Here is a 24,958-nt window from a genome sequence, read left to right on the forward strand (position 1 = left end):
GGGGCGTTACGGCGCTTCGGGCGTGTCCGTTGCCGGTTGCGGCGGCGCGCCCGCTTCGGGGTTCGGAATCCGGGTGGCGAGGATCTTGTCGATGCGCTTGCCATCGAGGTCAACCACCTCCAGCCGCCACTGTTCCCATACGGTGACGTCCCCCGTGCGGGGCAAGCGCCCGAGCAGCCACATGATCATGCCGCTCAGCGTGTGATAGCGCCCCTTCTCCTCTTCCGGAGCGCTCTTCAGCTCAAGGCGATCCTTCAGCTCGGGCAGCGGAATCAGGCCGTCGAGCAGCCATGAGCCGTCTTCGCGCTGAACCGCCCAGGCGTCCTCCAGACGGTGCGGCTGGAACTCCCCGGTGACGGCTTCCATCACGTCCTGCAGCGTCACCATGCCTTGCACTTCGCCGTATTCGTCGATGACGAACACCATGCGCGAACTGGAGGCGCGGAACTGGTCCAGCAGTTCCATGCCGGTCAGCGACTCGGGCACATAGACCGGCGTCTCCAGATGGCGGGTCAGATCCGCCTTGCCGCCCTTGAGCGTCTGGTTGAAGAGCTGCTTTGACGAAATGATGCCGAGGATGTCGTCGAGGCCGCCGCGGCAGACCGGGAAGCGGGAGTGATCCGATTCGGCCATGCGGGCGAGGTTGGATTCCAGCGGACGGGTCACGTCGAGCCAGACGATATCCGAACGCGGCACCATCAGCGAACCGATCTGGCGGTCGTCGAGGCGGAACACGTTGCGCACCATCGCGTGCTCGTTCTTCTCGATGATGCCGGCCACCGAACCCTCTTCGAGCAGCGCGTGGATTTCTTCCTCGGTCACGCCCGGCGCGCTTTCGTCGCGCTGGCCGAGGATGCGGAGCAGCACCGCAGTCGATCCCGACAGCAGGCGGACGAAGGGGCGCGAGACGATGGACAGGGTGTTCATCGGCTTGGCCACCAGGCGCGCGATCGCCTCCGGGTTAAGCTGCCCCACGCGCTTGGGCACCAGTTCGCCCACCACGATCGAAATGTAGGTGATGACCATCACGACCAGCACCGTGGCGCCGATCTCGCTGGGGCGCTGGGCCAGACCCAGGTCCTGCAGCCAGGCGGCCAGCGGGGCGGCGAGGGCGGCCTCGCCGACGATGCCGTTGAGGATGCCGATCGAGGTGATGCCGATCTGGATCGTAGAGAGGAAACGGGTGGGCTCTTCTCCGAGCTTGATCGCCACTGCGGCCGAGGCGTCGCCCTCTTCGGCCAGCTTGGCAAGACGGGCGCGACGCGCGGTGACGAGGGCGATTTCGGACATCGCGAACGCGCCGTTGAGAATGATCAGCGCGATGAGGATGAAGACTTCCATGTGCGCTCCGTCAGCTCAGTGCGGCGCGGTTCGGCGCGCGCAGTCTGGCATTCCGGCTGCTGCGCAGGGCCGGTGCGGGCGCGTGCGAGCGAGTGGCGGCAGGGGTGGTGAGGGTGGGGGCGCGGCGAGAAGCGGCGCGGTGCCCGGAAAGCGGGTCGACCGGAAGGAAGGAGCGGGACCAGGGAAGCGGGGTGGAGTGCTTACTCATAGAGCGAGGCAAGGCGCCTCGCGTGGCCTTTCTTGTGTTGGAACGAATGCAATCATGCACGAATCGCGCCGGCCTGTCATGCGCGCGGCCTTGACATTGCGCCGCGCCGCAATAGACTCCCATTCATCAAGGGGAGTAGCTTTTCGCCGCGGTACCGTCATCACGGTGGGTGTGTCCGGATCGGATACATCCCCCGGTGCTCCGGGCAACTTACGTTGCAAGCGAGACCTTGCCGAAGGGCAAGGTGCGCCGCGACTGTCTGCTTGATGCGAGGCTGGCCTGTGTCCTTCGGGAGCAGGCCTTTTTCGTTTCTTGCACGGAGTCGCAAATGGAATCAATCGGTACGTGGTGGATGTGGGCGGGCTTTGCCTTCATCGTGGTGGCAATGCTGCTGGTGGACCTGGTGGTCTTCAAGAGCGGGCATCAGCATCGGGTGTCGCTGCGCGAGGCTGCTGCATGGTCGCTCGCGTGGGTGACCGTCGCGCTGATCTTCAATGCCGGACTGTGGTGGTATCTGGACGCCACCGCTGGCCGGGCGGTGGCCAACGACAAGGCGTTGTCTTTCCTGGTGGGCTACCTGGTCGAGAAGTCGCTGGCGGTCGACAACGTCTTCGTCTGGATGATGATCTTCAGCTTCTTCGCGGTGCCGTTGGAGTTGCAGCGGCGGGTGTTGCTGTACGGCATCGTGGGCGCAGTCGTGATGCGGACCGGCATGATCTTCGGGGGCAGCTGGCTGATCACGCAGTTCCACTGGGTGCTGTACATCTTCGGCGCCTTCCTGGTTGTCACCGGCGTGAAGATGGCCTGGGTCACGGAGCATCAACCCGACCTCGCACGCAATCCGCTGGTGCGCTGGATCCGCAATCATTACCCGGTCACCGAGCAACTCGAGGGTGAGCGCTTCTTCGTCGTCCGCCAGGGTGTGCGCCATGCCACGCCGCTGTTGCTGGCGCTGGTGCTGGTGGAGGTCTCGGACGTGATCTTCGCGGTGGACAGCATTCCCGCCATCTTCGCGATCACAACCGACCCCTTCATCGTGCTGACGTCGAACCTGTTCGCCATCCTCGGCTTGCGCGCGATGTACTTCCTGCTGGCCGACCTGGGTAACCGCTTCTCGCTGCTGCGGTACGGGCTGGCACTGATTCTGGTGTTCATCGGCACCAAGATGCTGATCGTCGAGTGGATCAAGATCCCCGTCGCGGTCTCGCTCGGCGTCGTTGCCACCATCCTCGCGGTGACCGTGTGGCTCAGCATGCGGCGCGCGGCGCAGGCGGAGGGTGGGGCCGCCTGACGGTGAGTTGTAACGCCTGCGACGGCTTTTTGGTTGCAGGCGTTACAATACCGCTCATTTTTTTGCTGGGACGGTCGATGAAGACCACCTTTCTGGATTTCGAACAACCGATTGCCGAGCTCGAGGAAAAGATCGAGCAACTGCGTTTCGTGCAGGACGACTCCGCGGTCGATATCTCTGAAGAAATCGCACGCCTCGAGGTCAAGAGCCAGGCGCTGACGAAGGATCTGTACGCCAAGCTGACCCCGTGGCAGATCGCCCAGGTCGCCCGCCATCCGCAGCGCCCCTACACGCTGGATTACGTGCAGCACATCTTCACCGACTTCGAGGAACTGCACGGTGACCGCGCCTACGCCGACGACAAGGCGATCGTCGGTGGCCTCGCCCGCTTCAACGGCCAGAGCTGCGTGATCATCGGCCACCAGAAGGGGCGCGATACGAAGGAAAAGATCGCGCGCAACTTCGGCATGCCGCGTCCCGAGGGCTACCGCAAGGCGATGCGGCTGATGAAGCTCGCCGAGAAGTTCGGCCTGCCGGTCTTTACCTTCGTGGATACGCCCGGCGCCTATCCCGGCATCGGCGCCGAGGAGCGCGGGCAGTCTGAAGCGATCGGTCATAACCTGTACGTGATGGCCGAACTGAAAGTGCCGCTGATCTGCACGGTGATCGGCGAGGGTGGCTCCGGCGGCGCGCTGGCGATCGCGGTGGGCGACCAGGTGATGATGATGCAGTACTCCACCTACTCGGTGATTTCGCCCGAGGGCTGTGCCTCCATCCTGTGGAAGAGTGCCGAAAAGGCCTCCGAGGCGGCCGAAACGATGGGTATCACTGCCGCCCGGCTCAAGTCGCTCGGCCTGGTCGACAAGGTGGTCAACGAACCGGTCGGCGGTGCTCACCGCGACCATCGCGCCGCAGCGCAATCTCTCAAGCGGGCCTTGGCCGAAGCCCTGCGCCAGGTCGACACGCTGTCGCCGTCGGAACTCGTCGAGCAGCGGATGGAAAAGCTGATGGGTTACGGCCGCTTCAAGGAAATCGCCGCCTGACTCTCCCGGCCGTGGCCGTGGAACTCGCCGGACCGTTTGCCGAGGTGCTGCGCGCCGCGGCGATCGGTCCGGCGAGCCGTTTGTGCTGCGCGCTGTCGGGAGGCGTGGATTCGGTCGTCACCCTCGATCTGCTGACGCGGCTGCAACCCCGCTTCGGTTTCACCCTCACCGCGGTGCATGTGCACCACGGTCTCAGTCCGCATGCCGACGCCTGGGCGCAGTTCTGTGCGCAGCTGTGTGCCGCGCGCGGGCTTACGCTGGCGATACGGCGGGTCGAGGTGCCCACGGACACCGGGCAGGGGCTGGAGTCGGCCGCGCGTGCGCGGCGCCATGCAGAACTCGTCGCCCAGCCGTGCGACTGGCTTGTGTTCGGCCACCATCAGGACGATCAGGCCGAGACCGTGCTGTTCCGCCTGTTCCGCGGCAGCGGCCTGCGGGGACTGGGGGCGATGGCGGCGGTGGAGCCCGGTCAGCACGCAATGCCGGGCAAGCTGCGCCCGTTGCTCGACATCGGCCGCGCCGGGATCGTGGCCTATGCGCGGGCCGCCGGCCTGGAGTGGATCGAGGACGAAAGCAACGCCGACTGCCGCTTCACCCGCAACGCCTTGCGACACAAGGTGCTTCCGGTCGTCCAGGCGCAGTTTCCGGCTGTGGCGCCCACGCTGGCGCGGACCGCGGCGCTGCTGCGCGAAGGCGCCGACCTGCTGGACGATCTCGCGCGGCTGGACGAGAACGCGTGTGGCGGTCCGGTGCTTGCCGCGGACGTCTTCGCGTCGTTGCCGGCGGCGCGGGCCGCCAATCTGTTGCGTTGGCAGACCGCGCGGATGGGGGCGCGGGCGCCGTCGAGGGCCCGCCTGGGCGAGACGCTGCGCCAGCTGCGCGAGGCACCGGGCCCGCTACGTCTCCCGCTGGGTGATCTGTGGTGTTGCGCTTATCAGGGCCGGGTGTGGCTGGAGCGTGATGATGAAGCGCCGCTGCGCGCGCACCTGTGGTGCGGCGAACCCAGCCTGGGTTGGGGGGCGGGGCAGGTGAGGCTGAGTCAGGGGGGCGGGGGTGCGGCGCTTCGCGTGGCAGCCGGCGAGGCGATGCTGGCGCGGCCCGCACCCGGTCTGCGCATGCGCCTCGGGCCAGCGCGGCCCACGCGCAGCTTCAAGAACCTGTGCCAGGAGGCGGGCATACCGCCGTGGCTGCGCCCGCGGCTGCCGGTGTTGTGGGTGGCGGGCGAGCCGGCCTGGATCGGCGGTATTGGCATCGCCGCGCAGTTCCAGTGCGCGGAGGGGGAGCAGGGCGTGGTGCCGGCGTGGGTGCCGGCGTCAGCTGCGCAGCAGGGTCAGCATCTGGGCCAGTTCGACCGCTGAGCGCACTTCCATCTTGTCGAATACCCGCGAGCGGTGGGCTTCGACGGTGCGCATCGAGATCTGCAGGTCGTCGGCGATGACCTTGTTGAATTTGCCTTCGAGGATGAGGTCCATCACCTCGCGCTCGCGCGCGGTCAGCGTGGCGAGCCGGGCGGCGACGGTTTCACGGTCGGCCGCCACGCGCTGACGCTCGGCGTCGCGCTGGATCGCCTTTTCGACCAGGTCCACAAGCTGGTTGTCGTTGAACGGCTTCTCGATGAAGTCGAACGCGCCCTTCTTCAGCGCGCCAACCGCCATCGGCACGTCGCCATGGCCCGTGATGAAGATGACCGGCAACTGGCAGCCGCGCTCGATCAGTGCGTCGAAGCATTCGAGCCCGCTCATCCCGTCCATGCGGATATCGAGCACGATGCAGCCGCGCCATTCGGGGCGCCATGCCCCCAGAAAAGCCTCGCCGCTGCTCCAGGCCCGGCAGTTCACCGAGCGCGTCTTGAACAACCATTGCAGCGCGTCGCGGATGGCTTCGTCGTCGTCAATGATGTGGGCGCAGGCCTGGGTCATTCAGGAGTCCACCGGGAGCGTAAGGGTGAAGATGGTACCGCCGTCGGGAGCTGGCTCAAAACCGAGGCGGCCGTGGTGCAGCTCGGCGATCGAGCGGCAGATGTTGAGACCCATGCCCATCCCCTCCTGCTTGGTGGTGAAGAAGGGCTGGAACAGGTGGCGCGCGGTCTCGGCGTCGATGCCGGTGCCGTGATCGGTTACCCGTACCGTCACCACGGCTCCCGCGCTGCGCGTGCCGATCCGCACGCTGCGGTTCGGCTCCGGCGTGTCCTGCATGGCATCCATGCCGTTGCGCACCAGGTTGACGATGATCTGCTCGATCATCACCGCGTCCGCGTGCACCACCGGCAGATCGGCGGCGAGGTCGGCCACCAGATGGATGCGGCGTTTGCGCGCGTCCGGTTCGACGAGACCGAGCGCCTCGCGGATCACCTCGTTGAGGTCGAGCGCCTCGCGGCGCGGCTCGGCGCGGCGCACGAAATCGTGCACGCGGCGGATGATGTCGCCGGCGCGGCGCGCCTGACGGCCGATCTTCTCGTGGATGTCGCGCAGTTCGTCGCGGTCGAATTCGTCGGCCTCGAGGCGGTTCAGGCAACCGGTGTTGTAACTGGCGATCGCCGCGAGCGGCTGGTTCAGCTCGTGGGCGAGTGTGGAGGCCATTTCGCCCATCGTCACCAGCCGGGAAGTTGCCTGCAGCCGTTCTTCCTGTTGCAGCGCGAGTTCACGCGCCCGCTTCTGCTCGGTAATGTCGAGCACCGAGCCCATCCAGCCGGTGTGACGGCCGTGGGCGTCGATCAGCGGCGCCTCGAACACCAGCGCGTCCAGCCGCTCGCCGTTCCGGCGCCGCAGGCGCACCTCCACGCCTTCGGGGGAGGTGCCGCCAGCCATGATCTGCTCGTGCAGCTTCTGCGTCTCGGCGATGTGGTCGGGGTCCCAGTAGGGCATGGGCGGCTTGCAGCCGACCAGTTCTTCTGCCGTATAGCCGGTCATGCGGCAGAACGCGGAGTTCACATAGGTGAGGCGGCCGCTGAGATCGCGGGCGCGCAGCCCGGTGATGAGCGAGTCCTCCATCGCACGGCGATAGGCCGATTCGGCGCGTACCGCCTGTTCGGCCGCCTGGCGCGCGGCGAGCTGGCGGCGCAGCTGCCAGACGCTCCAGACGATGATGACCGCGAACAGCAGCATCGAGGCCGACAGCAGCACCGGAATCCAGCGCGTTTCACCCTTGTAGGGCGTGATCTGCAGGGTCAGGCCGTGCCCGGGCGGATCGAAAGCAATGGTGTAGGCGCGGCCCGGGTCGAGCGGCGCGACCTTGGACTTCGAAGCGACTTCGCGCCCGTCGGGGTCGAGCACTGCAACCCGGTAGCGTTCGGAGAACCACCACGGCAGCTCGCGCACGACGAGGTCGGATAGCGAATACACGCCGACGACGGTGCCGAGAAAACCTTCGTCGCCCCAGACCGGGACGTGGGCCTCGAACTGCGTCTGGTCGCCCAGCACCGGGTAGGCGGGGCCGTACACGGGTCGGCCGACGGCGCGGGCGAGGCGCGAGATGTCCGGGGAGGGCACCGCGCCGCTGGTTTCGCCGATCAGCTTGTCTTCCGACTGGGGCGGCATCGAATTGCGAACGCGCCCCTCCGCATCGAGCCACAGAATCTGGACGAGGCCGCGGTCGGGGCTGAGAAGCTGGCGCAACTGCGCTTCCGTGGGGCCGGAAAGCCGTTCCGTGCGCAGCAAATCGGGTGCGATCTGCTGCAGTTGTGCTGCATTGCGGTCAAGCTGGAAGCGCAGATTCTGCTCCATCCACAACGCATCATTGATGAGCGTGGCGCGCTGCTCCTCTTCGTCGTATTCGCGCGTCAGCCAGACGAGGGCCGCGATGGCCCCCAGGAACAGCGCGAGGGCGAGGTAGGGAAGGCGCGCAACCCAGCGGCTGCGCCGGCCCTCCTCGGAGGGCGGTGCGGCTGGCTGAGGAGGGGGCGGCGTGGGCATCGGCGTGAAAGGGTATGTTGCGACGCAGTATGCGGACGCGATGGCATAACCTGTTTGGCGTAAGTTGGTTCTTGCGGACTTCCACAATAGCAGCTGCGATCGGACGGGTTCGATACTTGTCGAATACTTCGGCAGCCCTTCCGCTGTCCGGGTGTATCCGGCAACACCGCAGGTAGCGCCGGATCAATAAGCAGTCAAAGCCAGATTCTTCATCCGGAGGAGAGACTCATGAAAGTCCGCGCCCTGTTGCTCGGCCTGGTGGCCGTCGGCCTGTCCACCACTGCCGCTGCCGCCGATCCCATCGTGATCAAGTTCAGCCACGTCGTCGCCCAGGACACCCCCAAGGGCAAGGCGGCCGACAAGTTCAAGGAACTTGCGGAGAAATACACCGCTGGCGCTGTCAAGGTGGAAGTCTACCCGAACAGCACGCTGTACAAGGACAAGGAAGAAATGGAGGCGCTGCAACTCGGCGCCGTGCAGATGCTGGCGCCTTCGCTCGCCAAGTTCGGCCCGCTGGGCGTGCGCGAGTTCGAGGTCTTCGACCTGCCCTTCATCTTCGACAGCTACGAAGACCTGCACAAGGTGACCTACGGTCAGGTCGGCCAGCAGCTGTTCTCCAAGCTCGAGCCCAAGGGCATCAAGGGGCTGGCGTACTGGGATAACGGCTTCAAGTCGTTCTCTGCCAACTCGCCGATCAAGAAGCCTGAAGATCTGAAGGGCAAGAAGATGCGCATCCAGTCCTCCAAGGTGCTGGAAGAGCAGATGCGCGAGCTGAAGGCGCTGCCGCAGGTGATGGCGTTCTCCGAGGTCTACCAGGCGTTGCAGACCGGCGTGGTTGACGGCACCGAGAACCCGATCTCCAACCTGTACACCCAGAAGATGCACGAGGTTCAGAAGCATCTGGCGATCACCGATCACGGCTATCTCGGCTATGCGGTCATCACCAACAAGAAGTTCTGGGACGGCCTGCCCGCCAACGTGCGCACTTCGCTCGAGAAGGCGATGAAGGAGTCGACCGAGTACGCTAACAAGATCGCCAAGGAAGAGAACGATCAGTCGCTCGAAATGGTGAAGAAGTCCGGCAAGACCGAGGTCACCCAGCTGAGCGCGGATGAACGCCTTGCCTTCAAGAAGGCGCTGGTTCCGGTGCACAAGAAGATGGAGTCGCGGATCGGTGCCGAGCTGATCCAGTCCATCTACAAGGAAACCGGCTTCGATCCGGCCAAGCTGTAATCAACTCGCTGTCCATCATCGGACGCCCGCTGGCTCCTCGTGCGCTCGCGGGCGTTTTCGTGACGGGAGACCTCTCATGCTGAAAATTCTCGATCACCTCGAGGAATGGCTCATCACCTTCCTCATGGGGGCGGCGACGGCGATCATCTTCGTATCGGTGGTGCACCGCTACGGTTCCGGCCTCGACATCCCCGGCCTGCAGGACTGGCTGCTGTCCCTCAACCTGGGTTGGGCGCAGGAGCTGACCATCATCATGTTCGTGTGGATGGCCAAGTTCGGTGCTGCCTACGGTGTGCGCACCGGCATCCACGTTGGCGTAGATGTGCTGATCAACCGGTTGTCGGACCGAAACCGTGCCAAGTTCATCGTCATCGGTCTGGGTGCAGGCGCCCTGTTTACGGGCATTGTCGGAACGCTTGGCGCAGCCTTCGTTCTTGAAAACGGCGCCCATTACCAGTTCCTCACGTGGTTCGGGATGGATACCGGGGACCTGTACGAGGGGCCGACCACGCCCGACCTGGAGTGGCCGACCTGGATTGTCTATTCGGCGATTCCGCTCGGCTCCTACCTGATGTGCTTCCGCTTCTTGCAGGTGATGGCGTCCTTCATCAAGACCGGGGAGCTGCCGCACCACGATCACGGCCATGTCGAGGGGATCGATGAGGAGCATCTCCCCGCCGACGCCAATCCCTATGAACTCGGTGACAACCTGCACCCGCACGACCTCAAGCATCCGCAGATCGGCGAGGGCCGTGACAGCGACAAGGGAGGCAAGCAATGAGCGCCGCAATCATCTTCGTCCTGCTGCTCGTCCTGATGCTGACGGGCATGCCGATCTCCATCTCGCTCGGCCTCACGGTGTTGACCTTCCTCTTCACCATGACGCAGGTGCCGATCGAGTCGGTCGCCCTGAAGCTTTTCACTGGCATCGAGAAGTTCGAGATCATGGCGATTCCGTTCTTCATCCTTGCAGGCAACTTCCTCACCCACGGCGGCGTGGCGCGGCGGATGATCAACTTCGCCACGGCCATGGTCGGACACTGGCACGGCGGTCTTGGCCTGGGCGGCGTGCTCGCCTGCGCGCTCTTTGCAGCGGTGTCGGGCTCCAGCCCGGCGACGGTCGTTGCGATCGGTGCAATCCTGTTGCCGGCAATGGTGAAGCAGGGGTTCCCGAACAAGTTCGGCGCCGGCGTCATCACCACTTCGGGGGCGCTCGGCATCCTGATCCCGCCGTCCATCGTCATGGTCATGTACTCGGTGTCCACCAACACTTCGGTGGGCGCGCTGTTCATGGCGGGCGTCATCCCGGGGTTGTTGCTGGCTGCGTTCCTTGGTTTCGTGACGTGGAATCGCGCGCGCCGCTTCAACTATCCGCGCATGCCGAAGGCCACCTGGGGTCAGCGGGCCAAGGCGTTCAAGGATTCGGCCTGGGGCCTGTTCCTGATCGTTGTTGTGATGGGCGGTATCTATACCGGCATTTTCACCCCGACCGAGGCGGCGGCGATGAGCGCGGCATACGCCTTCTTTGTGGCGGTGTTCGTCTACAAGGATCTCAGCATGAAGGACGTGCCGAAGGTCCTGCTGAACTCCGCCAATATGAGCGCGATGCTGCTGTACATCATCACCAATGCGGTGCTGTTCTCCTTCTTGCTGACGCACGAGAACATCCCGCAGCAGATGGCCGACTTCATGATCGGCACCGGCGTGGGCGTGATCGGCTTCCTGATCATGGCCAACATCCTGATGCTGATCGCGGGCAACTTTATGGAGCCCTCGTCCATCGTGCTGATCCTCGCGCCGATCCTGTTCCCCATTGCGATCAAGCTCGGGATCGATCCGGTTCACTTCGGCATCATCATGGTGGTGAACATGGAAGTGGGCATGTGCCACCCCCCGGTGGGCCTCAACCTCTATGTGGCCTCCGGCATCACCAAGATGGGCATCACGGAACTCACAGTCGCAGTATGGCCGTGGCTTCTGTCCATGCTGGTATTCCTGGTGCTTGTTACCTATGTGCCCGCCATTTCCCTGTGGCTGCCCCGCACGCTGGGGATGATGTAACGCCCCCGACGTTTGCATTTCGAAGCCCGGCCTTAGGCCGGGCTTTTTTGTCCACGGGGAACGTGCTTGCTGTTTCGCCGTGTATCCCCGTGCGTTTGTGTGTGCCGCTCGGGTAACATCGACGGAAACTCCCTTGCTGGCGCTATATGGAATTCCTCGCTTCCTTCATCGACCTCTTTCTCCACCTGGACCGACACCTCGCCGAGTTGCTAGCCGACTACGGCAGCTGGATTTACGCGATCCTGTTCCTGATCGTGTTCTGCGAAACCGGCCTGGTGGTGATGCCTTTCCTGCCGGGTGATTCGCTGCTGTTCATGGCGGGCGCACTGGCTGCGGGCGGCGGCATGGATCCGGCCGTGCTGATCGGCGTGCTGTTCGTGGCCGCGGTGCTGGGCGATTCGCTGAACTACACCATCGGACGCCGCTTCGGTCAGCGCATTTCACAGTGGCCGGACAGCCGCTTCTTCAACCGCAAGGCGCTCGAGCGCACGCACGCGTTCTACGAACGGCACGGCGGCAAGACCATCGTGATCGCGCGCTTCATGCCCATCATCCGCACCTTCGCGCCCTTCGTCGCCGGCATGGGGCAGATGGAATACCGCCGCTTCATCGCCTTCAACGTCCTCGGTGCGGCGCTGTGGGTCGGTCCGCTGATCATGGCCGGTTACTGGTTCGGCAACCTGCCGGTGGTCAAAAACAACCTGTCCATCGTGGTGCTGGGAATCATCGTGCTGTCGCTGATGCCCCTGGTCATCGGCTGGCTGCGCCAGCAGGCCGGGCGCGCCAGCGCCTGACCCGGCCGGCGCGACAGGCTGTCGCCGAGGTGTAGCGGAAACCTGCTAAAATTCCGCGTTTTGTCAAACACCCTCGGAGTTTTTCCATGGCCATCGAACGCACTCTTTCCATCATCAAGCCCGACGCCGTTGCCAAGAACGTGATCGGCAAGATCTACCAGCGCTTCGAAGACGCCGGCCTGAAGATCATCGCCGCCAAGATGGTGCACCTGTCCGAGCAGGAAGCCGGCCAGTTCTACGCCGTGCACAAGGAGCGCCCCTTCTACAAGGATCTGGTCTCGTTCATGACCTCCGGCCCGGTGATGATCCAGTGCCTGGAAGGTGAGAACGCCATCGCCAAGAACCGCGAACTGATGGGCGCCACCGACCCGAAGAAGGCCGACGCCGGCACCATCCGCGCCGACTTCGCCGACTCCATCGACGCCAACGCCGTGCACGGTTCCGACGCCCCCGAAACCGCTGCCGTGGAAGTGGCCTTCTTCTTCCCGGGCATGAACGTTTATTCCCGCTAAGCGGTCCATCCTGACGGCCCGTCGCGCCCGCTTCGCGGTAATTTCACCGCGAAAGGCGCGGGCGGGCCGTTTGCGTTGGAGGCAAACATGAATACCCCCGTCAATCTGCTCGATTTCGATGTCGATGGTCTCGTCGACTGGTTCGCCGGTCTGGGCGAGAAGCCCTTCCGCGCCCGTCAGGTGATGCGCTGGATGCACCGGGAAGGCTGCGACGATTTCGACCAGATGACGGACGTGGCCAAGTCGCTGCGGGCCAAGCTCAAGGAGATCGCGGTGATCCGGCCGCCGGTGCCGGTGCGAGATTCGGTCTCCAGCGACGGCACGCGCAAGTGGCTGCTCGACGTCGGCAATGCAAATGCGGTGGAAACGGTGTTCATCCCCGAAACCAACCGCGGCACGCTGTGCGTCTCCTCACAGGCCGGCTGTGCGCTCGACTGCGCGTTCTGCTCCACCGGCAAACAGGGCTTCAACCGCAACCTCACGGCGGCGGAAATCATCGGCCAGCTGTGGCTGGCCAACAAACTGCTGGGTGCCGCGCGTGATGCCGCGGCGGATCTGGAAGCCGGCGAAAAGGACAACGGCCGCATCATCAGCAACGTGGTGATGATGGGCATGGGCGAGCCGCTCGCCAATTTCGACAACGTCGTCACCGCGCTGCGGCTGATGCTCGACGATCACGCGTATGGCCTGTCGCGCCGGCGGGTGACGGTGTCCACCTCCGGCATCGTGCCGGCGATCGACCGCCTGCGCGATGAATGCCCGGTGGCGCTGGCGGTGTCGCTGCATGCCTCCAACGACGCGCTGCGCGACCGCCTGGTGCCGATCAACCAGAAGTATCCGCTGCGCGAGCTGATGGCGGCCTGCCAGCGATATCTCGAGCGCGCGCCGCGCGACTTCATCACCTTCGAATACGTGATGCTCGATGGCGTGAACGACCAGGAAGCGCACGCCCGCGAACTGATCGCACTGGTGCGCGACGTGCCCTGCAAGTTCAACCTGATCCCGTTCAATCCCTTCCCCAACTCGGGATTCCAGCGCTCGAATGCGGAACGCATCCGGCGCTTTGCCGGTATCCTGCTCGACGCCGGCATCGTCACCACCACCCGCAAGACGCGTGGCGACGATGTCGATGCGGCCTGTGGCCAGCTGGCTGGTCAGGTGCAGGACAAGACCCGGCGCACCGTGCGCCTCAAGCAGTCGATGGAGGTTCGCTGATGGCGCGTAAAGCCGCGTCCCTGCTGCTGATGATGCTCGCGCTCTCCGGGTGCGTGACGTCGACGACGCGCCCCGGCCCGGCCGTGAGTTCCGGATCGGGCACCGGCGCGAGCCGGCCGTTGTCCGAGTTGCCACCTTCCAGCGAGGCTGAGTCGCGAGCGAAAGTTCACGTCGATCTCGGCATTGCGTACTTCGATGTGGGCCGCAACGACGTGGCGCTGGATGAAGCCGCGATTGCGCTGCACGAGAAGCCGGGCTACGCCCCCGCCTACCACCTGCGCGCCCTTGTTTACATGGCGATCGACGACGTCGCCGCGGCGCGCGAGAACTTCCAGGCAGCGCTCTCGGCCGCGCCGGGCGATCCGGACTTCAACAACAGCTACGGTTGGTTCCTGTGCCAGCAGGGGCGCGAGCAGGAAGGTCTGGAGCATCTCGCCCGCGCTGCCCGCAACCCGTATTACCGCTACCCCACGCGTCCGTACAACAACGCCGGCCTGTGCCATCTCCGGCTGGGCCAGGATGCCGCGGCGGAGGCGCAGTTCGTCCGTGCGGTGCAGGCCGATCCCCAGAACGGCGAGGCGCTGTTCCAGCTCGCCACGCTCGCCTACCGGCGCGGCGATCTGGAGGCTGCGCGCGGCCACCTCGTCCGGCTGCACCAGATGAAGGGGCCGACGGCCGCTTCGGCCTGGCTGGGGCTGCGAACCGAGCGCCGCCTTGGCAACCGCGACGCCGAGGCGAGCTATGCGGCCCAATTGCGCAGCCGCTTTTCGAAGTCGCCTGAATTCCAGTTGATGTCGCAAGGTAAGTACGAGTGAGCAACGCCGATCCGATCAATCCGGCGCCCGAAGGTGTGCCGGCACCCGGCCAGCAGTTGCGCCTCGCGCGCGAGTCGCGCGGCGAGTCGCGGGCCGAGGTGGCTCAGTCGCTGAAACTGTCGCTGCGCCAGGTGGAGGCGCTCGAACAGGGCGATTACACGGCCCTGCCGGGGCCGGCCTTCGTGCGCGGCTTCATGCGCAACTATGCGCGGCACCTGGGGCTGGACCCGGCGCCGCTGCTGGCCACACTGGACGGCGCCGAGGCCGGTGCCCCGGTGGAACTGGCTCTGGTCTCCAACGCCGCGGGCGAAATGCCGCAAGGCGGCGCCGAGCGGCGCGCTTCCCGCCTCGGTGCGACGCTGGCCGTGATCCTGCTCTTCGCGGTGCTGGCCGGGTGGTATTTCGACTGGTTCCGCACCGATCCGCCGCCGGGATTGAACTCCGACGTCGGCGAGACCGTTTTGCCTCCCGCCGGCGATGTGGCGGTCGAGCCCGTGCCGACGGAGCCTGCGCCGGTTCCGGCGGGCGGCGCGCCCGCGCCCGCGCCCGTCGAGCAGCAACCCGGCACCGGTTCCGCGCCCGCGTCCGCGCCTGTGCCTCCTGCGCCTGCGCCGGCCTCCGCCGCGCCGGCCTCCGCGGCGCCCGCGTCCGCCCCGCTCAGCGCCGCCGATGGCGGCGCCCAGCCGGCGACACCTCAGCTCCTGTTCCGCTTTGGCGGCGAGTCCTGGGTGGAGGTCCGTGATGGCAGTGGTGCGGTGATCTACTCGGGGCTGGGGTCGACCGGCAGCACGCGTTCCGTGCAGGGGCGCCCGCCGTTCGCGCTGGTGGTGGGTAATGCCAAGGATGTGCGGCTGGAATTCAACGGCCGCGAGATTGACCTGCAGCCGCATACGCGCGTCGCGGTTGCCCGGCTCACGGTGCAATGATGGTGGAACAGGCTTTTCCCTTCGGCTCGCTGCCGCGCCGGCCGACGCGGCAGGTGCGCATCGGCGGCGTCTCGGTCGGCTCCGCTGCGCCGGTCGTCGTGCAGTCCATGACCAACACCGACACCGCCGACGTGCTGGGTACCGCGATGCAGGTCGCGGAACTCGCGCGCGCCGGTTCGGAACTCGTCCGCATCACGGTGAACAACGAGGCCGCCGCCAAGGCCGTGCCCCACATCCGCGACCGCTTGCTGGCGTTGAACATGGACGTGCCGCTGGTCGGCGACTTCCACTACAACGGCCACAAGCTGCTGATGGACAACCCGGCGTGTGCCGAGGCGCTCGCGAAGCTGCGCATCAATCCCGGCAACGTGGGCGCTGGCGCCAAGCGCGACCCGCAGTTCGCCGCCATCGTGGAGATGGCCTGCAAGTACGACAAGCCGGTGCGGATCGGAGTGAATTGGGGCAGCCTCGACCAGTCGGTGCTGGCCCGCATCATGGACGAGAACGCCACCCGGGCAGAGCCGCGCGATGCCGGCGCCGTGATGCGTGAGGCGCTGGTCGTGTCGGCGCTGGAGTCCGCGGCCAAGGCCGAGGAGTACGGCCTCGCCGGCGACCGCATCATCCTGTCGGCCAAGGTGTCCAGCGTGCAGGACCTGATCGCCGTCTATCGCGACATGGCGCGCCGCTGCGATTATCCCTTGCATCTCGGGCTGACCGAGGCGGGCATGGGCAGCAAGGGCATCGTGGCTTCCACCGCGGCGCTCTCGGTGCTGCTTCAGGGCGGCATCGGCGACACGATCCGGATCTCGCTGACGCCGGAACCGAACGGCAGCCGCACCCAGGAAGTGGTGGTGGCACAGGAAATCCTGCAGACCATGGGCCTGCGCGCGTTCACGCCGATGGTGACCGCCTGCCCGGGCTGCGGCCGCACCACCAGCACCTTCTTCCAGGAGCTGGCGTCCGGCATCCAGGGGTATGTGCGCGAGCAGATGCCGCTGTGGCGCGAGCAGTATGACGGCGTGGAGACCATGACCCTTGCTGTGATGGGGTGCGTGGTCAACGGCCCGGGCGAAAGCAAGCACGCCAACATCGGCATCTCTCTGCCGGGTACCGGCGAAAGCCCGGCGGCGCCGGTATTCGTCGATGGCGAGAAGACGGTGACCCTGCGCGGCGACAACATCGCGGCGGAGTTCAAGGCCATCGTGGACAACTACGTGGCGACCCGCTACCAGAAGAAGGCGGGCTGAGGCCCGCGACAACAACACCGACAACGATCACACGATGAGTCAGACGCTGCAGGCCGTGCGCGGGATGAACGACATCCTGCCCGACGAGGCCGAAACCTGGGAACACTTCGAAGATATCGTCCGCGACTGGCTGAAGAGCTACGGCTACCGGCCGATCCGCATGCCGCTGGTCGAGCCGACGCCGCTGTTCAAGCGCGCCATCGGCGAGGTCACCGACATCGTCGAGAAGGAGATGTATTCCTTCGAGGATGCGCTCAACGGCGAGCACCTCACCTTGCGCCCGGAGGGCACTGCGTCCTGCGTGCGCGCGGCCATCCAGCACAACCTGGTGGCTGGCCACGGGCCGCAGCGGCTCTACTACCACGGCCCGATGTTCCGCCACGAACGGCCGCAGAAAGGCCGCTACCGCCAGTTCCATCAGATCGGCGTCGAAGCGCTCGGCTTTGCCGGCCCGGACATCGATGCCGAGCACATCATCATGTGCGCCCGACTGTGGGACGACCTCGGCCTCGAGGATGTCAGCCTCGAGATCAACTCGCTCGGCGCCGCCGAGGAGCGCGCCCAGCATCGCGCGGCGTTGATTGCCTACCTGGAACAGCACCGCGACAAGCTGGACGAGGACGGTCAGCGGCGCCTCTATACCAATCCGTTGCGCATCCTCGACACCAAGAACCCCGATCTGCAGCCGGTCGTCGAAGCCGCGCCCCGCCTTGCCGATTATCTCGGTGATGAAAGCCGCGCGCATTTCGACGCCGTGCAGCTGTTCCTCAAGGACGCGGGTATTCCGTATCGCATCAACCACCGCCTGGTGCGGGGGCTGGACTACTACAACCGCACCGTGTTCGAGTGGGTCACCACACGGCTGGGCGCGCAGGGCACGGTCTGCGCAGGCGGACGCTACGACGGCCTCGTGGCGCAACTCGGGGGCAAGCCGCAGCCTGCCGCGGGCTTTGCGATGGGGGTGGAGCGCCTGCTGGCGCTGTGGCAGGAAAGTGGCGGCGAACCCGAGCGCCAGGCGCCCGATGTTTATGTGGTGCATCTCGGCGAGGCGGCCCAACGCCTTGCCTTCCAGGCGGCTGAAGCGCTGCGCGGCCACGGCTTTTCCGCGGTGCTGCACTGCGGCGGCGGCAGCTTCAAGTCGCAGATGAAGAAGGCGGACGGTAGTGGCGCCTCGATCGCGGTGGTGATCGGTGAGGACGAAGCGGCCGCCGGCGAAGTGGGTGTGAAGCCGTTGCGCGGCCCTGGCGGCCAGCAGCGCGTGACTCTTGCTGCCCTGGCCGAAGCGGTGGGCGGCGTGCTGTATTCCGACCAGGGAGATGACGATGGCGGTGTATGACCTCGAAGAGCAGGAACAGATCTCCGAGCTGAAGGCGTGGTGGGCGCGGTATGGCAAGCTGGTGACCGCCCTGGCGGTGGCCGCCGCGGTGGCATCGGTGGCGTGGCAAGGCTGGCGCTGGTACCAGAACCGTCAGGCGGCCGAGGCCGGCGGCCTTTACTTCGCCGTCCAGCAGGCGGTGACCCAGCAGGACGCCCAAAAGGCGCGCGAACTGACCGGCCGGCTGATCGACCAGTTCGGTGGAACGGTGTACGCGCAACTGGGTGCGCTGGTGTCCGCCGGGCTGCAGTTCTCCAAGGGTGATCTCGACAACGCGCGCGCGCCGCTGGAGTGGGCGGCGGGGCAGGGCAAGGACGAGAGCCTGCGCGATCTCGCCCGCCTGCGGCTTGCCGCCGTGCTGCTGCAGCAGGGCGCGCATGACCAGGCGTTGGCGCAACTGCAGCGCGAACCCGGCAAGGCATATCGTGCCCGGTTCGCCGACCTGCGCGGCGATGCGCTCGCGGCCCAGGGCAAGGCGGCGGATGCGCGTGCGGCCTATCAGGCGGCTATCACCGCGCTGGAAGCAGAGGGCGACGAGGCGGCAATGCTGCGCGAGGTCGTCCGTGTCAAACTCGAATCGCTGGAAGCTTGATCAATGAAAGTGCGCGCCCTGCGTATGCTGCCTGTGCTCGCCGCGGTTCTGCTGACCACGGCCTGCTCCTCGCTTAATCCCTTCGCGTCTTCGACGCCCAAGCCCGCAAAGCTCACCGACCTGAAGCCGAGCGCCGATCTGCGCACCGCGTGGAGCGTGGGCGTGGGCGATAGCGGCCCCTACGTTTTCCAGCCTGCGGTGGCGAATGGCAGTGTGTTCGCGGCCAGTCACAAGGGCCGTGTGGTCCGTATCGAAGGCGGCAAGGAAGTGTGGCGCGCCGACGCGGACACCCGTCTCTCTGCCGGTGTAGGCAGCAACGGCAAACTCGCCGTGGTGGTCAGCACGGCCGGCGTGGTCATCGCCTACGACGGTGCGACGGGTGCCGAGCGCTGGCGCGCCCCGGTGGGTGCCGAGGTGCTGGCGGCGCCGGCCGTCAGCGACGACCTGGTGCTGGTCCGCGCCTCCGATCAGCGGCTGATTGCGCTGGCGGCCAAGGATGGCGCGCGTCGCTGGATATACCAGCGGGCCAACCCTCCGCTGGCGCTGCGGAGTTTCTCCGGCGTGATCATGGAAGGCGGCGTGGCGCTTGCCGGCTTCCCCGGCGGCAAGCTGGTCGCGGTCAATCTGACCAATGGCGGCGCGCTGTGGGAGCTGACGGTGGCTTCCCCGCGCGGCGCTACCGAGCTTGAGCGCGTGGCGGATGTCGCTGGTGTTCCGGTGGTGGGAAGGCGCGAGGTCTGCGCGGTGACCTACCAGGGGCGCGCGGCCTGCTTCGATGCCAGCAATGGCAACGCCTTGTGGACGCGGGAGTTTTCCAGCAGCGTCGGCATGGATCGGGACACGCGCTTCGCCGTGATCACCGATGACAAGGACGCGGTGCAGGCGCTGGATGTCTATAGCGGTGCGAGCGTCTGGAAACAGGATGCGCTCGCCCGGCGCGGCGTGTCGCGTCCGCTGATCGTGGGGGATTACGTGGCGGTCGGCGACGTCGAAGGCTACGTTCATGTCCTGCGCCGTGAAGACGGCGCATTTGCGGCGCGCGATCGCGCCGACAGCAGTCCCATCGTCGCCGATCTGCGCGGCTATGGACGCGGCTTCGTCGTCCAGACCCGGTCGGGCGACGTAGTGGCCTATGAAGTGCGTTAAGGCGGATACACCGAAGTGAAACCAACGATCGTCCTCGTCGGTCGGCCCAATGTCGGCAAATCGACCCTCTTCAACCGGCTCACCAAGACGCGCGACGCGCTCGTTGCCGACCAGCCGGGCCTGACGCGCGATCGCCATTACGGTGTCGGCCGCGTTGGCGACCGTGATTACCTCGTGGTGGATACCGCCGGTTTCGACCCCGTGGCCAAGGACGGGATCATGCACGAGATGGCGCGGCAGGCCGAACAGGCCATCGCCGAGGCTGATGTGCTGCTGTTCCTGGTGGATGGCCGCGCGGGGCGTACCCCGCACGACGACCAGATCGCCGCGCACCTGCGCCGCGCCGGCCGCCCCGTGGTGGTCGTGGTGAACAAGGCGGAAGGGCTGGACCGCGCGACCGTCGCGGCGGATTTCCATGCGCTTGGCCTGGGTGCGCCGCTGGCGGTGTCCGCCGCGCACGGCGACGGCGTCAAGGCGCTCGTCGAACTCGTGCTTGCGCCGTTCCCGGCTGACGACGAGGTCGAAGCCGCCGAAGATGCCGGTCCGCGCGTCGCCATCGTCGGCCGCCCGAATGTGGGCAAGTCCACCCTGGTGAACACCCTATTGGGCGAAGAGCGTGTGATCGCCTTCGACATGCCGGGTACCACCCGCGATGCAATCGCGATTCCCTTCGAGCGCGGCGGCAAGCAGTACACGCTGATCGACACCGCCGGCCTGCGGCGCCGCGGCAAGGTGTTCGAGGCCGTCGAGAAATTCTCGGTGATCAAGACCCTGCAGGCGATCCAGGAAGCCAATGTCGTGGTGCTGGTCCTCGACGCGGCTCAGGATATCTCGGACCAGGACGCGCATATCGCGGGCTTCGTACTCGATACCGGGCGCGCGCTGGTGGTCGCGATCAACAAGTGGGATGCGGTCGATGACTATCGCCGCGCGCGTCTCAAGGAGGATATGGCGCGCAAGCTCGCGTTCCTGTCCTTCGCACGCTTCCATCAGATTTCGGCCCTGCGCGCGGAGGGCATCGCCGCGCTGTTGAAGTCGGTGGACGGGGCTTACGCGGCCGCGATGTCCAACCTCTCGACACCGCGCCTCACGCGCACCATGCAAGCCGCGGTCGCCAAGCAGGCCCCACCCCGCCATGGCAGCGCCCGGCCCAAACTCCGCTACGCTCACCAGGGCGGCATGAACCCGCCCGTCATCGTGATCCACGGCAACGCGCTCGATCACATTCCCAACTCCTACGTCCGCTTCCTCGAGCGGACCTTCATGGAGGCCTTCAAGTTGCAGGGGACGCCCTTGCGGATCCAGTTCCGGACCGCGCACAATCCCTATGCGACAAAGGCGTGATTGTCGAGGAATATTTCCACACCAGGGATGATTGATGCATTGTCATTGTGGCGGTGCAGCATGAAATCCTATACATTCATAAAAACACAACTATAGAGGTTCAACGATGAGCAACAAGGGCCAACTGCTTCAAGACCCGTTTCTCAACACCTTGCGGCGCGAACATGTGCCGGTTTCGATCTACCTCGTAAACGGCATCAAGCTGCAGGGGCAGATCGAGTCGTTCGACCAGTACGTCGTCCTGCTGAAGAACACTGTTACCCAGATGGTGTACAAGCACGCCATTTCCACCGTGGTGCCGGCGCGCCCGGTCACCATCCAGCAGCAGGATGGCGAGGGCGGGAACTGATTTCCGGCATTGCGCCGCGGAGTTCTAGCCGGAGTGCCCGCCCGGCCCGTGTGATTTCTTCGGGCGCCGGAATGTCCCCTGATGTTTGATCGCCCAGCGACCGGCGAGCGCGCCGTGCTTGTGCAGCTGGACCTCGGGCAAGGCGCCATCGAGGAACGGCTTTCCGAACTCGAACTGCTCGCCACCAGCGCCGGCGCCACCGTCGAGGCGGTGGTGCGCGGACGGCGCAGCGCACCGGATTCCGCGCTGTTTGCCGGTAGCGGGAAGGTGCAGGAGATCGCCGAGGCGCTGCAGGCGCACGGCGGCGACCTCGTCATCTTCAACCACGCGCTCTCCCCGGCCCAGCAGCGCAACCTCGAACGTTCGCTCTCCTGCAGGGTCATCGACCGCACGGCACTGATCCTCGACATCTTCGCCCTGCGTGCGCGCAGTCACGAGGGCAAGCTGCAAGTCGAGCTTGCCCAGTTGCAGCATCTGTCTACCCGCCTCGTGCGAGGCTGGACCCACCTGGAGCGCCAGAAGGGCGGTATCGGCCTGCGCGGCCCGGGCGAAAAACAGCTCGAAACCGACCGCCGGTTGCTCGGTGGCCGTGTGAAGCTGTTGAAGTCGCGGCTCGCCCAGATCGAAAAGCAGCGTCGGGTCCGGCGTCGCGCGCGCGAGCGTAACGATGCGCTGACGGTGTCTCTCGTGGGCTATACCAATGCCGGCAAATCGACGTTGTTCAACGCGCTGACAAAGGCGGGCGCCTACGCGGCGGACCAGTTGTTTGCCACGCTGGATACGACGTCACGACGTCTTTTTGTCGGCGGCGGGAACGTCGTGCTTTCCGATACGGTCGGATTCATCCGCGACCTGCCGCATGCGTTGGTGGCGGCGTTCGAAGCCACGCTTGAAGAGACGGCGCATGCGGACGTCCTGCTGCACGTGGTCGATGCGGCAAGCGAGGATCGGGATGCGCAGATCGAGGCTGTCAATCGCGTGCTGGAAGAAATTGGTGCCGCCGAGGTGCCGCAGATACTGGTGTGGAACAAGATAGACCTCACGCATGCCGCTCCGGCGGTCGAGCGGGGGGACTGTGATAGAATCAGGCGCGTTTTTTTGAGCGCCAGGACGGGCGAAGGGCTCGAACTGCTCCGCGAGGCGCTGGCCGAGCTTGCGTGCCGCGACGCGCCGCCCGGTTCCGGTGCGGCAGATCCAGTCGGCAACCAACCTATTCAATAGTGCTAACAGGCGTTCTCATGTCTCTTAACGACCCACGTTGGGGTGGCCAGGGCGGTAACAATGGCGACCGCGGCGACGGCAATCGCGGTGGCAATCAGGGGCCTCCTGACCTGGAAGAAGTTTGGCGCGACTTCAATCAGCGTCTCTCTGGCATGTTCGGGGGAAAGCGTCAGGGCCGGGGTTCTGGCGGCGGGGGCGGAGACGGCCCGCAACTACCCAATTTTTCATTTCGGCAGTTCGGTGGTGGCCTCGGTGCGCTCGTCGCGCTGGTGCTGATCGTGTGGCTGGCGAGCGGGCTTTACACCGTTGACGCCAACCAGCGCGGCGTGGTCCTGCGTCTTGGCAAGTTCACCGAGACAACCGAGCCCGGCCTGCGCTGGCGCTTGCCCTATCCGTTCGAAACCCATGAGATCGTCGACCTCACCGGGGTGCGTACCGTCGAGGTGGGCTATCGCGGATCGGAGCGCAACAAGGTCCTGCGCGAGTCGTTGATGCTCACCGACGACGAGAACATCATCAACATCCAGTTCGCCGTTCAGTACGTGCTGAACAGTCCGGAGAATTACGTCTTCAACAACCGTTTCCCCGACGAATCCGTCGCGCAGGCGGCCGAGACGGCCATGCGCGAAATCGTCGGCAAGAGCCGGATGGACTTCGTGCTGTACGAAGGGCGCGAAGAGATTGCCGCGACCGCGCACGAACTGATGCAGCGCATCCTCGATCGCTACCAGACCGGCATCCTGATCAGCCGGGTCACGATGCAGAATGCGCAGCCCCCGGAGCAGGTGCAGGCCGCCTTCGACGACGCCGTGAAGGCGGGTCAGGACAGGGAGCGCCAGAAGAACGAAGGCGAAGCCTACGCGAACGACGTGATTCCGCGTGCGCGCGGCACGGCCTCGCGCCTGATCGAGGAAGCCAACGCCTACCAGGCGCGCGTGGTTGCCAACGCAGAGGGCGAGGCGAGTCGTTTCAGCCAGATCCTCGCCGAGTACAAGCGCGCGCCGGACGTGACCCGCGAACGCCTGTACCTCGAAACCATGCAGCAGGTGCTGTCCAGCACGTCGAAGGTCATGATCGACGCGAAGGGTAACGGCAACCTGCTGTTCCTTCCGCTCGACAAGCTCGTTCAGCAGGCGGCCGCGGGCACCACAGGCGCGGGTGAGCCGACGGCCTCCGTGCCGCCGCCATCCCCGTCTTCCGGGTTGCCCGATACCCGGACCCGTGAACTGACCCGCAACCGCGACCGGGGAGAACGCTGATGCGCGACAAGCTTTCCGTGATTGCCGGTGTGGTGCTCTTTGCCATCGTGCTGGCGTCGATGTCGCTGTTTACCGTCGATCAGCGCCAGTACGCGATCGTGTTCCAGCTCGGCCAGGTCAAGGAGGTCATCGACGCCCCGGGCCTGAACTTCAAGCTGCCGCTGATCCAGAACGTGCGCTATTTCGAGAAGCGCATCCTGACGATGGACACGCCGGAGCCGGAGCGTTTCATCACGTCGGAGAAAAAGAACGTGCTGGTCGACCACTTCGTGAAGTGGCGCATCATCGATCCGCGGCTGTATTACGAATCCGTGGCGGGTGACGAAACCCGCGCCAGGACGCGCCTTAACCAGACGGTCAATTCCGGTCTGCGCGAAGAGTTCGGCAAGCGCACGGTGCACGACGTCGTGTCGGGCGCGCGCGACCAGATCATGGAAGACATGCGCGCCAAGGCCGACCAGGATGCACGCAAGATCGGTGTCCAGATTCTTGATGTGCGCCTGAAGCGGGTCGATCTGCCGAACGAGGTCTCGGAGTCGGTGTATCGGCGCATGGAGGCGGAGCGCAAACGGGTGGCTAACGAACTGCGCTCCCAGGGTGCGGCCGAGGCGGAGAAGATCCGTGCCGATGCCGACCGCCAGCGCGAGGTGCTGATCGCCGGAGCCTACCGCGAAGCGCAGCAGGTCAAGGGTGCGGGCGACGCGAAGGCTACCCAGATCTATGCCGAGGCCTTTGGCCAGAGTCCCGACTTCTATTCCTTCTATCGCAGCCTCGAGGCCTATCGAGCCAGCTTCGATGGCAAGGACGACGTCATGGTGGTGGATCCGAGTTCGGACTTCTTCAAGTTCATGAAGAACTCCGGAGGCGCGCGAAGGAACTGATCGCCGGATGGGTTCCAGTGTGATGATGGCCTTCGCGCTGATGTTGATCATCGAAGGCATCCTGCCTTTTGTCGCGCCAGCCGCCTGGCGCGAAACTTTTTTGCGGCTCGCCAGCATGGCTGACGGTCAAATCCGCTTCATCGGATTGTCGTCCATGTTGCTCGGGCTCGTTCTCCTGTTCGTTTTCAACTGAG

24 protein-coding genes are annotated in these 24,958 nt (G+C 65.6%); 21 read left to right on the forward strand and 3 right to left on the reverse strand.

What is annotated here, in order from left to right; all coding sequences use genetic code 11:
- Nucleotides 1–6 precede the first annotated feature (6 nt).
- The gene (locus dqs_RS04850) at nt 7–1,341 is read right to left on the reverse strand and encodes a hemolysin family protein (protein WP_065339824.1); all 1,335 of its coding nucleotides are present in this window, start codon (nt 1,339–1,341) and stop codon (nt 7–9) included.
- A 536-nt stretch (nt 1,342–1,877) separates the two neighbouring features.
- On the opposite strand from dqs_RS04850, the gene dqs_RS04855 reads away from it, so the two are divergent.
- The 3 genes from dqs_RS04855 (at nt 1,878) to tilS (ending at nt 5,241) form a co-directional block, all read left to right on the forward strand.
- Nucleotides 1,878–2,840, forward strand: a complete 963-nt coding sequence (locus dqs_RS04855) for a TerC family protein (RefSeq protein WP_065339825.1) — start codon at nt 1,878–1,880, stop codon at nt 2,838–2,840.
- Between the two features lie 77 nt (nt 2,841–2,917).
- Complete coding sequence (locus dqs_RS04860) at nt 2,918–3,883, forward strand: acetyl-CoA carboxylase carboxyltransferase subunit alpha (protein WP_011764649.1); 966 nt, start codon at nt 2,918–2,920, stop codon at nt 3,881–3,883.
- 11 nt (nt 3,884–3,894) lie between these two features.
- Nucleotides 3,895–5,241 (forward strand): tRNA lysidine(34) synthetase TilS, encoded by a 1,347-nt coding sequence (gene tilS / locus dqs_RS04865; protein ID WP_065339826.1) that lies wholly within the window; start codon nt 3,895–3,897, stop codon nt 5,239–5,241.
- Here tilS and dqs_RS04870 read toward each other — a convergent pair.
- Both dqs_RS04870 and dqs_RS04875 read right to left on the reverse strand, forming a co-directional pair.
- Nucleotides 5,197–5,802 (reverse strand): response regulator transcription factor, encoded by a 606-nt coding sequence (locus dqs_RS04870; RefSeq protein WP_011764651.1) that lies wholly within the window; start codon nt 5,800–5,802, stop codon nt 5,197–5,199. The two genes, tilS and dqs_RS04870, sit on opposite strands and share 45 nt — an antisense overlap.
- Nucleotides 5,803–7,794 carry a sensor histidine kinase gene (locus tag dqs_RS04875; RefSeq protein ID WP_179948013.1) on the reverse strand — a complete coding sequence of 664 codons (1,992 nt, stop codon included), beginning with the start codon at nt 7,792–7,794 and terminating at the stop codon, nt 5,803–5,805.
- Nucleotides 7,795–8,022: 228 nt separating this feature from the next.
- Here dqs_RS04875 and dqs_RS04880 point away from each other — a divergent pair, with 228 nt between their 5' ends.
- The 18 genes from dqs_RS04880 to dqs_RS04965 all read left to right on the forward strand — a co-directional run bounded on the left by dqs_RS04880 (nt 8,023) and on the right by dqs_RS04965 (nt 24,957).
- Nucleotides 8,023–9,027 (forward strand): TRAP transporter substrate-binding protein, encoded by a 1,005-nt coding sequence (locus dqs_RS04880; protein WP_065339827.1) that lies wholly within the window; start codon nt 8,023–8,025, stop codon nt 9,025–9,027.
- A gap of 76 nt (nt 9,028–9,103) precedes the next feature.
- Nucleotides 9,104–9,808 (forward strand): TRAP transporter small permease, encoded by a 705-nt coding sequence (locus dqs_RS04885; protein WP_065339828.1) that lies wholly within the window; start codon nt 9,104–9,106, stop codon nt 9,806–9,808.
- Complete coding sequence (locus tag dqs_RS04890) at nt 9,805–11,088, forward strand: TRAP transporter large permease (protein WP_065339829.1); 1,284 nt, start codon at nt 9,805–9,807, stop codon at nt 11,086–11,088. The genes dqs_RS04885 and dqs_RS04890 overlap by 4 nt, the downstream gene beginning before the upstream one ends.
- A 146-nt stretch (nt 11,089–11,234) precedes the next feature.
- On the forward strand, nt 11,235–11,882 hold the full coding sequence (locus dqs_RS04895) for a DedA family protein (RefSeq protein ID WP_065339830.1): 648 nt from the start codon (nt 11,235–11,237) through the stop codon (nt 11,880–11,882).
- An 86-nt stretch (nt 11,883–11,968) separates the two neighbouring features.
- Nucleotides 11,969–12,394: a nucleoside-diphosphate kinase gene (gene ndk / locus dqs_RS04900; protein ID WP_011764657.1), complete on the forward strand. Its 426-nt coding sequence runs from the start codon at nt 11,969–11,971 to the stop codon at nt 12,392–12,394.
- A gap of 87 nt (nt 12,395–12,481) precedes the next feature.
- Complete coding sequence (gene rlmN / locus dqs_RS04905; RefSeq protein WP_011764658.1) at nt 12,482–13,609, forward strand: dual-specificity RNA methyltransferase RlmN; 1,128 nt, start codon at nt 12,482–12,484, stop codon at nt 13,607–13,609.
- The gene (gene pilW / locus dqs_RS04910) at nt 13,609–14,424 is read left to right on the forward strand and encodes a type IV pilus biogenesis/stability protein PilW (RefSeq protein ID WP_011764659.1); all 816 of its coding nucleotides are present in this window, start codon (nt 13,609–13,611) and stop codon (nt 14,422–14,424) included. The genes rlmN and pilW overlap by 1 nt, the downstream gene beginning before the upstream one ends.
- Nucleotides 14,421–15,350 carry a helix-turn-helix domain-containing protein gene (locus dqs_RS04915; protein ID WP_065339831.1) on the forward strand — a complete coding sequence of 310 codons (930 nt, stop codon included), beginning with the start codon at nt 14,421–14,423 and terminating at the stop codon, nt 15,348–15,350. Before pilW ends, dqs_RS04915 begins: the two co-directional genes overlap by 4 nt.
- Nucleotides 15,350–16,597 (forward strand): flavodoxin-dependent (E)-4-hydroxy-3-methylbut-2-enyl-diphosphate synthase, encoded by a 1,248-nt coding sequence (gene ispG, locus dqs_RS04920; protein ID WP_065341644.1) that lies wholly within the window; start codon nt 15,350–15,352, stop codon nt 16,595–16,597. Before dqs_RS04915 ends, ispG begins: the two co-directional genes overlap by 1 nt.
- A gap of 34 nt (nt 16,598–16,631) precedes the next feature.
- The gene (gene hisS / locus dqs_RS04925; protein ID WP_011764662.1) at nt 16,632–17,933 is read left to right on the forward strand and encodes a histidine--tRNA ligase; all 1,302 of its coding nucleotides are present in this window, start codon (nt 16,632–16,634) and stop codon (nt 17,931–17,933) included.
- Nucleotides 17,920–18,564, forward strand: coding sequence for a tetratricopeptide repeat protein (locus dqs_RS04930; RefSeq protein WP_065339832.1), 645 nt, complete (start codon nt 17,920–17,922; stop codon nt 18,562–18,564). The genes hisS and dqs_RS04930 overlap by 14 nt, the downstream gene beginning before the upstream one ends.
- A 3-nt stretch (nt 18,565–18,567) precedes the next feature.
- The gene (gene bamB / locus dqs_RS04935; protein WP_011764664.1) at nt 18,568–19,710 is read left to right on the forward strand and encodes an outer membrane protein assembly factor BamB; all 1,143 of its coding nucleotides are present in this window, start codon (nt 18,568–18,570) and stop codon (nt 19,708–19,710) included.
- Between the two features lie 15 nt (nt 19,711–19,725).
- Nucleotides 19,726–21,054, forward strand: a complete 1,329-nt coding sequence (der, locus tag dqs_RS04940) for a ribosome biogenesis GTPase Der (protein ID WP_011764665.1) — start codon at nt 19,726–19,728, stop codon at nt 21,052–21,054.
- Nucleotides 21,055–21,160: 106 nt separating this feature from the next.
- A complete protein-coding gene (gene hfq, locus dqs_RS04945) occupies nt 21,161–21,403 on the forward strand; it encodes an RNA chaperone Hfq (protein WP_011764666.1) in 243 nt (80 codons plus the stop codon).
- Between the two features lie 81 nt (nt 21,404–21,484).
- The gene (hflX, locus tag dqs_RS04950) at nt 21,485–22,624 is read left to right on the forward strand and encodes a ribosome rescue GTPase HflX (RefSeq protein WP_065339833.1); all 1,140 of its coding nucleotides are present in this window, start codon (nt 21,485–21,487) and stop codon (nt 22,622–22,624) included.
- A gap of 17 nt (nt 22,625–22,641) precedes the next feature.
- Nucleotides 22,642–23,883 (forward strand): FtsH protease activity modulator HflK, encoded by a 1,242-nt coding sequence (gene hflK, locus dqs_RS04955; protein ID WP_011764668.1) that lies wholly within the window; start codon nt 22,642–22,644, stop codon nt 23,881–23,883.
- Nucleotides 23,883–24,764 (forward strand): protease modulator HflC, encoded by an 882-nt coding sequence (gene hflC, locus dqs_RS04960; protein ID WP_011764669.1) that lies wholly within the window; start codon nt 23,883–23,885, stop codon nt 24,762–24,764. Before hflK ends, hflC begins: the two co-directional genes overlap by 1 nt.
- Before the next feature lie 7 nt (nt 24,765–24,771).
- Entirely contained in the window at nt 24,772–24,957 is a 186-nt protein-coding gene (locus dqs_RS04965; RefSeq protein ID WP_065339834.1) for a DUF2065 domain-containing protein, read from the forward strand.
- The last annotated feature ends 1 nt before the right edge of the window (nt 24,958 follow it).

It is taken from the genome of Azoarcus olearius (assembly GCF_001682385.1).
Classification (GTDB): domain Bacteria; phylum Pseudomonadota; class Gammaproteobacteria; order Burkholderiales; family Rhodocyclaceae; genus Azoarcus; species Azoarcus olearius.

What these genes read in the sequence shown, in the direction of transcription:
- dqs_RS04890 (WP_065339829.1), top strand. Translation starts at nt 9,805, where the DNA reads ATGAGCGCCGCAATCATCTTCGTCCTGCTGCTCGTCCTGATGCTGACG.
- hflK (WP_011764668.1), top strand. Translation starts at nt 22,642, where the DNA reads ATGTCTCTTAACGACCCACGTTGGGGTGGCCAGGGCGGTAACAATGGC.
- hflC (WP_011764669.1), top strand. Translation starts at nt 23,883, where the DNA reads ATGCGCGACAAGCTTTCCGTGATTGCCGGTGTGGTGCTCTTTGCCATC.
- bamB (WP_011764664.1), top strand. Translation starts at nt 18,568, where the DNA reads ATGAAAGTGCGCGCCCTGCGTATGCTGCCTGTGCTCGCCGCGGTTCTG.
- dqs_RS04875 (WP_179948013.1), bottom strand. Translation starts at nt 7,794, where the DNA reads ATGCCCACGCCGCCCCCTCCTCAGCCAGCCGCACCGCCCTCCGAGGAG.
- hisS (WP_011764662.1), top strand. Translation starts at nt 16,632, where the DNA reads ATGAGTCAGACGCTGCAGGCCGTGCGCGGGATGAACGACATCCTGCCC.
- dqs_RS04880 (WP_065339827.1), top strand. Translation starts at nt 8,023, where the DNA reads ATGAAAGTCCGCGCCCTGTTGCTCGGCCTGGTGGCCGTCGGCCTGTCC.
- dqs_RS04965 (WP_065339834.1), top strand. Translation starts at nt 24,772, where the DNA reads ATGGGTTCCAGTGTGATGATGGCCTTCGCGCTGATGTTGATCATCGAA.
- dqs_RS04850 (WP_065339824.1), bottom strand. Translation starts at nt 1,341, where the DNA reads ATGGAAGTCTTCATCCTCATCGCGCTGATCATTCTCAACGGCGCGTTC.
- hfq (WP_011764666.1), top strand. Translation starts at nt 21,161, where the DNA reads ATGAGCAACAAGGGCCAACTGCTTCAAGACCCGTTTCTCAACACCTTG.
- dqs_RS04855 (WP_065339825.1), top strand. Translation starts at nt 1,878, where the DNA reads ATGGAATCAATCGGTACGTGGTGGATGTGGGCGGGCTTTGCCTTCATC.
- dqs_RS04860 (WP_011764649.1), top strand. Translation starts at nt 2,918, where the DNA reads ATGAAGACCACCTTTCTGGATTTCGAACAACCGATTGCCGAGCTCGAG.
- ndk (WP_011764657.1), top strand. Translation starts at nt 11,969, where the DNA reads ATGGCCATCGAACGCACTCTTTCCATCATCAAGCCCGACGCCGTTGCC.
- dqs_RS04885 (WP_065339828.1), top strand. Translation starts at nt 9,104, where the DNA reads ATGCTGAAAATTCTCGATCACCTCGAGGAATGGCTCATCACCTTCCTC.
- dqs_RS04930 (WP_065339832.1), top strand. Translation starts at nt 17,920, where the DNA reads ATGGCGGTGTATGACCTCGAAGAGCAGGAACAGATCTCCGAGCTGAAG.
- dqs_RS04870 (WP_011764651.1), bottom strand. Translation starts at nt 5,802, where the DNA reads ATGACCCAGGCCTGCGCCCACATCATTGACGACGACGAAGCCATCCGC.
- hflX (WP_065339833.1), top strand. Translation starts at nt 21,485, where the DNA reads ATGTTTGATCGCCCAGCGACCGGCGAGCGCGCCGTGCTTGTGCAGCTG.
- rlmN (WP_011764658.1), top strand. Translation starts at nt 12,482, where the DNA reads ATGAATACCCCCGTCAATCTGCTCGATTTCGATGTCGATGGTCTCGTC.
- ispG (WP_065341644.1), top strand. Translation starts at nt 15,350, where the DNA reads ATGGTGGAACAGGCTTTTCCCTTCGGCTCGCTGCCGCGCCGGCCGACG.
- dqs_RS04895 (WP_065339830.1), top strand. Translation starts at nt 11,235, where the DNA reads ATGGAATTCCTCGCTTCCTTCATCGACCTCTTTCTCCACCTGGACCGA.
- pilW (WP_011764659.1), top strand. Translation starts at nt 13,609, where the DNA reads ATGGCGCGTAAAGCCGCGTCCCTGCTGCTGATGATGCTCGCGCTCTCC.